Raw genomic sequence first — 7,504 nt, forward strand, 5'->3', positions numbered from 1 at the left:
GGGCCACCGCGAGGTGCGCGGCAAGCGCGTCCTCTCGGTCGTCGGCCTCGGCCGCCCACGGCGCGAGTACCCGTTGGGCGCCCTGTCGCCAGCGCGGCACAGCGGACAGTGCCAGGAGCCAGGTCTGGTGCCCGTGCGGCTCCTCGGCCGCGCGGCGCAGTGCGTCTCGTACGGCGCCAGGATCGTCGATGTCCCACTGCGACAGGGCCTGGCGGAGCAGACCGCGCCGGAGCGGACGGGTCTCGGTGCGCAGCGCCGCGGCCATCCCCCACCATGCGTCCAGGCCGCGTTCGGACAGGCGATGCGGGCGGTCGTCACGTTCGACCCCCCGCAGTGGGCCGAGCAGGACGAGATGCGCCGTCGTGGCCGTGGCGGCGCTCGCGGTGCACACGAGATCGACCAGGTCGGCGCCTGTGTCCTCGTTCCACGGCCGGTTCTCCAGGTCGTGCAGTCTCAGGACGTCGTGCGCGTAGGGAGCCCCGCCCCGGTCCAGGGGCGTCTGCGCCAGTCCTGCCGCCAGCAACTCGGCTGCGTCGCCAGTGACCCGGTTGACCAGGGCCAATGCCTGTTCCGCGGCACCTGGTTCGGCAGCCAGCAATTCCCGTGTGCCTTCCGCGTCGAGCAGAGTGACGGCACGGACCTGCGTCGGTGCGTACCGTGAGCCGGGCAGCGCCGCCGGATCGATGCGGCGCAGCTCGTCCAGCAGCAGAGCACCGTTTTTGAGGGCGATGCGCACCTCCGCGGGCAGGGTGCCGGCGAGGGCGCCGAGAACGGGGCCGAGCGCCGTGCCGATCGGCCGCCCGGCCTCCTCGGCCCCGGCATCGACCTCCGTGCCGTCGGGCAGTGCCGCGAGTGCCGCCGCCAGCGGGTGCTGTTGCCACGGATCCACCACGCGCAGCCGGGACAGCACGGACTTCCGGAAGAGGCCGGGCTTTCCGTACTGCCCGGGCAGTACCGCCAACCACGCCAGGACCGCCGCGGGGTCGAGGGGTGCGGGTGGGGGAGGCTCCTCCTGCCAACGGCCGGTGAGGAACTCGGCCAGGGCGGACGCCTGCTGCAGTGGGTGCCCCATGTCCGGTGTGCGCAGCGTCAGAACGTGTGGCCAGGCGCCCAGGGAATGCAGCAGCCGCAACAGGGCGAGGTGTCCTGCCGTGCGGGTGAGATCGTCGAGGTCGTTCTCGGCCGACCACACCTGGTCGTGGAGGACCAGGCACGCGCGGATGACCGCGTCCGCGACGGACTCCACCGCCCGGGCGAGCGCGCGCGTGGTCGCGGCGTTCCCGCTCGTCGGGGTGCCGTCGAGTGCGAGCAGCCCGAGCTCGGCTTCGGCGCGGGCGGTCGCCGTGCCGTCGCCGGTCGTCACCTCCCGCAGCGCCGCCCGCAGCGTTTCCGCTTTCCCCGGGGTGGTGAGCAGCCACGTCCGCACCGCCGCCGTGATGTCCGGAGTACACGGCCGGGTCATCCACGCCGGGGCGAGGGCGACGGCCAAGGGAGCGGGTTTGCCGGTGGTGTCCAGGTACACGGCGATGTTGTAGACGAGGTCGTCGGCCTTGAAACGCGGCACCAGTTCGGACGCGCGGCGTTCGATCTCCGCCGCCCGCTTGGCGTCCGGCTTGCTCAGCAGTCGGGCGAAGTCGTCGTACTCGAGTGTCCACCGCAGGATGTCCCGGTGGTCGAGCCCACCGAACAGGGCCACCAGCACGCGCGTCACCGCAGGATCAAGCCGACAGCGCGCCCACAGCCCGGACTCCGCGGTGAGCAACTGCGGCAGCGGCAGGACCAACGGCTCCACGTCGGCCTGATCGACCCGCCTGCGCTCGCGCTCCCACGCGGCCCTGCCGAGTTCCACGGTTTTGAGGGCCTGCCGCCACTGGTCGCTCTCGTCGTCCTCCGGCACGTACAACTCGTCGAGAATCGAGACCTTCCTCGTCGGGGCGGGCCCTGCGGCGCGGCCGAGCGCCCGTTGCACAGGGTGGCCCCACTCCGGCGGGTCCTCGTCCACGTGCAGCAGCAGACAACTCGTCACGAACCCGTCGAGCCATTCCCGGCGCAGATAGAGGGCGGTGAGCGGGCCGAGTGCCCCCGGGGACTTCAGTGCGGCCATCGCCACCCCGTCGAAGCCCGAACCCACGTGGGCCCGGACTTCGGCGATGGCGTCGTCCAGCCGGTCGTAAGGCTCCCCCGCTGCCCGCAGTACCTCGTAGGTCTGTGCGGCCAGCTTCAGAAGCTCGGATACCTCGCGCAGGTACTGCTCACCCAGCGGTGCCTCCAGTTGAGCGGTCAGGAAGACGCGTAGCCACGGCTCCGGATCGTCCGCGTCCGCGCCCCGGACGATCACAGCGTCGCGCTGCTCGGGTGTGCTTTCGCCCAGCACCAGCAGGATGGGCTCGCGCCAGCTGGGGTCGTCGATCACTTCCGTGATGCGGTCCGGCAACGGGACATCGCCGTCGAGCAGGGACAGGCCGACCAGGTACTCGCGGAAGGTCGGGTGCGAGAAGCCGAACTCGCCGGGGGAGAACTCGGCGAGCACACCGACCTTCTCCCGGATGTGGTCGACCAGCCGCAGGGCGACGGCGCCGGTGCCGTCGCCGGTCAGCCTGGAGGCGCCGAACAGGGCCTCGTCGAGGAACTCCACCAGCTTGTCCTCGCGGATACGGATGTCCCCGTTGTCCAGCATCCACGACGCGACCCGGGAGAGCATCGACAGGAACGCGTCCTCATTGGTCACCACACCGTCCAGTTCGGGATCGGTGATGCCCGGGAAGCGCCGCCAGCGGTAGGCGGTGTCGAGCAACAGTTGGCGGTACAGGCCTGCTCGGGTGGCGGGCAGGGCGCGGTGGCGGTACCAGTACGAACACATCGAGGTCAGCAGCAGCGGAGTACGGGCCAGCCTGCGCACCGCAGGACTGCCCGACTGCAACTGAGTGGTGAACGGCGCGATCTCGTCCACGGCCCGGATCTCTGTGAAGAACTGGGTCACGAACGTCTCGATCTGCGATTCCGTCAGTGGCCGGATGAGGTAGTGGGCGATGCCGTCGATGGCCAGGTGCACCTCGTCGTACCCCGCCACCCGACTGGTGATCAGCACCTTGGCGGGCCCGTCCGTGGCGAGGACGTGCTTCCGTGCCAATAGGTCCATCGAGCGGACCACCTCGTCGCGATAGCGCACCAGTTCGTCGAGGCCGTCGACCAGCATCACCGCGCTGCCGTCCACCAGCGCCGTGGTGAACATGGCACGCAAGGTGGCGGCGCCGTACCCGATGGCGGTGAGCGCATCTTCCGGCAATGACGCGGCGAGGAAGGCGGGCAGGTCTTCGGCGTCCTCGCCCGCGGCGAACAGGTGCGCGTTGTGCGCGGCGTAGTCGGCCGCGCGAAAACGCAGCGGGATCCGCAGTACACCGGCCGTCCGGCCCAGCAGTACGTCCCGCCCCTCCAGGGCCAGTTGCGAACCCAGCCACTGGCACAGCACGGTCTTGCCGGTGCCGGGATCACCGAGCACGACCACCACCCGGTCCCGCTCGAACGCGTCCTCCAGGCCTACCGGGTCAGGGTCGGCCGAGGCCGAGCCCGCGGTCTGCCGCGCGCCCTGTCGCAGGATCTCGTTCAGCCGGCCGCCCCAGGAGCCCCGGACGTTCTCGGCGGCGTCCAGGAGGCGCAACTCCTCGGAGCGGGCCCGGTCGTCGGCCGTGCGGGCGTCGGCCTGAAGCGAGATGTACATGGTGCGCATGGGCAGCCTGCGCACCCGTCGCTGATCCTGCTCGCCGGCCTCCGCACCCAGGTCCCCGAGATCGATGTAGCGCCACGCGTTGGCCGCCCAGCGCAGATACCCTTCCGCGACGGTACGGAAGGCCGCGGGTGGCAGGACGTCGACGGCGGGGACGATGGGCCGGTCCGGTACGGGGAAGAAGGGCGGGACCAGACCGGTGAGACCGACCCAGTTGGTACTGATGACCTGATGGCCGGGGCGCAGGGGACTGCGGTTCATCGCGTCGACGACGGCATCGGGCTGGTAGGCGGGGCCTTTGTAGCCGCTGGCGTCGAGATCGTCGAGCGCTGCGCTCAGGAGCGCGGGGAACGCGCCGACGGCCGCTTCCTGAGCGGGTTTCGCCGATGTGATGACGCCGAAGGCCGAGCCGAGGTCCCGGGCCCAGGCGGTCGCGGTCCGTACGACCGCCTGCGCCACCAAATCGCTCCCGCCCTGCTCGGAGTAGCAGGTGTCGACCAACAGCAGGACGCGGCGGATGTTGGTGCCCTGGACGACCTTCTTGGTGAGGTCACCGGTGCTCAGGGCGTCGTCGAGGTCGCCGGGGTCGGTGTCGCTGGTGAGCAGGACATGCTCACCGCTGCTCAGGACCTCGCCGTGGGTGCCGATGTAGACGACCAGCATGTCCTCGGGGGTCAGGTCGTCCCGGCGGCAGAAGGTGCGCAGGCGGGCCGTCAGCTCGGCCGCGGTGGGGCCCATCCTCGGGTCGTCGGCCAGTACGTAGCCGAACCGTTGCGTGAACAGGCGCACGACCTGCTCGCAGGCCCCGGCCAGTTCCGGGCGGTCCCAATCGGGTTGCCTCGGGTAGCGGGGCGTCGCCGCGGCGAGGAGGAACCTGCGCCCCGGCTCCTCGTTCATCCCAGCACCGCCGCGATCGCCGCGCCCGTGCTCCTCTCGGTCAGGTAAGGGATGACGGAGTGGGCGTCGGACCCGTTGTGCACCAGCACATTGCGCACGCGGTCGCCGAAGCACGGTCTCAGGTCCTTGACCAGGGCCACCACGTCGCCGGAGTCCGCGATGTTGGTCCACGTCAGCAAGTCGCCGCCGGGCCAGGCACCGAGCGAGCCGCTGGGCGCGGGGTCGAGGCGGTGGAACATGTGGTTCGGGATGCCCAGCGGTGATCCCAGGGTCACCAGGGCACGCACCCCGTGGCCGGGAGTCGCGCACAGCGCCTCGTAGGCGACCACGGAGCCCAGTGAGTGAGCCACGACGGCGCGGGTGCCGGGGCCGACCAGCGCCGTCACCCGCGCACGGGCCGCCGCCCGGACCCGGGGGTCGGACAGGTAAGTGGTGACCTGCTTGAGATCGCCGACCACCTTCCGCTCACTGAGCCTGGCGAAGAAGCGGCTGTTGGAAAGCTGCAGCAGCGCGCGTTGCGCACGCTCGGACGTACGGGCGAGGGTGTTCCCGCTCGGCGGCGCCACCCCGTCGTCGACCTCGGCGGCGTGCGCCCACCAAGAGGTGAGCAGGTCCAGTTCCTGACCAGGTGTCACATCCGCGGCGCCGTACAACGGTTCACCCACGGCCAGCGACGTGGCCGGAGGCCGGAACAGATCGCCGTAGAAGGCCATGGCGGTGTCCGGAACGGCCGGGCACCCGGCCCTGGCCAGCCCGTCCGAGAGCGCCGGAACCCACTGTGCGAGCAGAGTCCGTTCCCCCAGCACCTGCTGGCCGATTCCGTGCACCAGGACCACCGTAGCCACCACGGGCTCCCCCCTGCCGCCCTCGGACCAGGCATCAAGTAAACCAGCAGGCGGCCCCGGAGCCGGCGTTTCGGGTGAATTGGGTGAGGGATGAGCTGCGCGCATCGGACGGCCGGTTCCTCACCCCGTCCGTCAGGCCGGGGACGGATTCTCCGGCGGAGGCACAGCCGCCCCCGGCAGCCGTACCGTCGCCACCGTTCCGCCGCCCTCCGCCGGCGAAAGGGACACCTCGCCCCCCGCCTGCTGGACCGTACGCGCCACGATCGACAGACCCAGGCCCGAACCCGGCAGCGCCCGTGCGCTCGGGGAGCGCCAGAAGCGGTCGAAGACGTGGGGGAGTTCGTCGGCGGGGATGCCCGGTCCGTGATCGCGGACCGTGAGGACACCCTCGAGCAGACAGACCTCGATCGTGCCGCCCTCCGGACTGAACTTCACCGCGTTGTCCAGGACGTTGACCACCGCCCGTTCCAGGGCGGAGGGTTCCGCCCGGACGAACCACGGCTGGACGTCCGCCGTGATCGTGAGCTCCGAGCCCCGCAGCCGCGCCCGGCGCAGCGCCGAGTCGACCGTGTCGTGCCAGGCGACGATCTGGGTCCGGCCCGAGTGCTGGCCCGTGTCCGGGCGGGACAGTTCCTGCAGGTCGCCGATGAGGGCGGCCAGCTCCGTCATCTGCGCCTTCACCGACGCGAGCAGCGCCTTGCGGTCCGCCTCGGGGATGGGGCGGCCGGTCTCCTCGCTGCGGGTGAGGAGTTCGATGTTGGTACGCAGGGAGGTGAGCGGCGTGCGGAGTTCATGGCCGGCGTCCGCGATCAGCTGCTGTTGGAGGTCACGGGAGCTGGCCAGGGCCGATGTCATCGAGTTGAAGGACCTGGACAGCCGGGCCACCTCGTCCTCGCTGGTGTCGTCGACCGGGATGCGGACGTCGAGATCCTCCGTGCGGGCCACGTGCTCGACGGCCTCGGTGAGTTTGTCGACCGGTCGCAGGCCCGCCCTCGCCACGGTGAGACCGGCCGCCCCGGCGCCCATCACCCCGACCCCCGAGACCAGCAGCAGGATCAGCGCCAGTTCGTTGAGGGTGGACTCCGTTCCCTTGAGGGGCACGGCGATGACCAGCGCGTAGTCGGCGGCCACGCCCTGCTGGAACGGGCCGTTCTTCACGACGACCGCCGTGGTCAGCACCCGCACCGGGTTGCCGTCGCTGTCCGTGCCGTTGCGCAGCCGGACGACGGTCGGGTCGGGGTCCTTCGCCACGGCCTTGTCGCCGCCGGTGACCTTCACCTGGGGCATGAGGCTGCTGAACAGGCAGACCTTGCCGTCGACCCGGACCACCTGCGCATAGGTCTGTGGCCGCGGGGCCCCGCCGAGCGTGTTCGACGGCTTCTGGGGGCACGACTTCGTCAACGTCTCGAAGTCGTCCGCCTGCAACGTCCGGAACGACGACTTCAAGTCACCGTTGACCTGGTCGTACAACTTCCCCTGCACGATGAACCAGCACGTCACCGACACCGCCGCCACCGCGAACGCCACCGCCGCCGCCACCAGCAGCGCCAGTCGGGAGCGGATCGGCAGGGAGCGGAAGCGCCGTACGATGCCGTGCGTCCGGGAACTCACTCCGCGCCGCCCTGCCGCAGGACGTAGCCGACACCCCGCACCGTGTGGACGAGGCGCGGCTCGCCGCCCGCCTCGGTCTTGCGGCGCAGGTACATGACGTACACGTCGAGGGAGTTCGACGACGGCTCGAAGTCGAATCCCCAGACAGCCTTGAGGATCTGCTCGCGGGTGAGGACCTGGCGCGGGTGGGCCATGAACATCTCCAGGAGCGTGAACTCCGTGCGGGTCAGCTCCACCTGGCGCCCGCTCCGCGTGACCTCCCGCGTCGCGAGGTCCATGCGCAGGTCGGCGAAGGTGAGCGCGTCCTCGTCGGCCGGGTCGGCCGCGCCCACGGCCGCCGCGTAGGAGCTGCGGCGCAGCAGCGCGCGGATGCGGGCGAAGAGTTCGTCGAGTTCGAAGGGCTTGACCAGGTAGTCGTCGGCGCCCG

General features: G+C 71.0%; 4 protein-coding genes. All 4 read right to left on the reverse strand.

All coding sequences use genetic code 11. From position 1 onward, the window contains the following. Nucleotides 1–4,621, reverse strand: a 4,621-nt coding sequence (locus ABZ281_RS29375) for an NACHT domain-containing protein (protein ID WP_356660299.1), incomplete at its 3' end; no start/stop codon positions are given. Further along, a complete protein-coding gene (locus ABZ281_RS29380; protein WP_356660301.1) occupies nucleotides 4,618–5,466 on the reverse strand; it encodes a hypothetical protein in 849 nt (282 codons plus the stop codon). The genes ABZ281_RS29375 and ABZ281_RS29380, both read right to left, overlap by 4 nt. A 132-nt stretch (nucleotides 5,467–5,598) precedes the next feature. Further along, entirely contained in the window at nucleotides 5,599–7,077 is a 1,479-nt protein-coding gene (locus ABZ281_RS29385; RefSeq protein ID WP_356660303.1) for a HAMP domain-containing sensor histidine kinase, read from the reverse strand. Continuing rightward, a partial coding sequence (locus ABZ281_RS29390) for a response regulator transcription factor (RefSeq protein WP_356660305.1) occupies nucleotides 7,074–7,504 on the reverse strand: 431 nt, incomplete at its 5' end. The genes ABZ281_RS29385 and ABZ281_RS29390, both read right to left, overlap by 4 nt.

Source organism: Streptomyces sp. NPDC006265 (assembly GCF_040613555.1).
GTDB lineage: Bacteria > Actinomycetota > Actinomycetes > Streptomycetales > Streptomycetaceae > Streptomyces.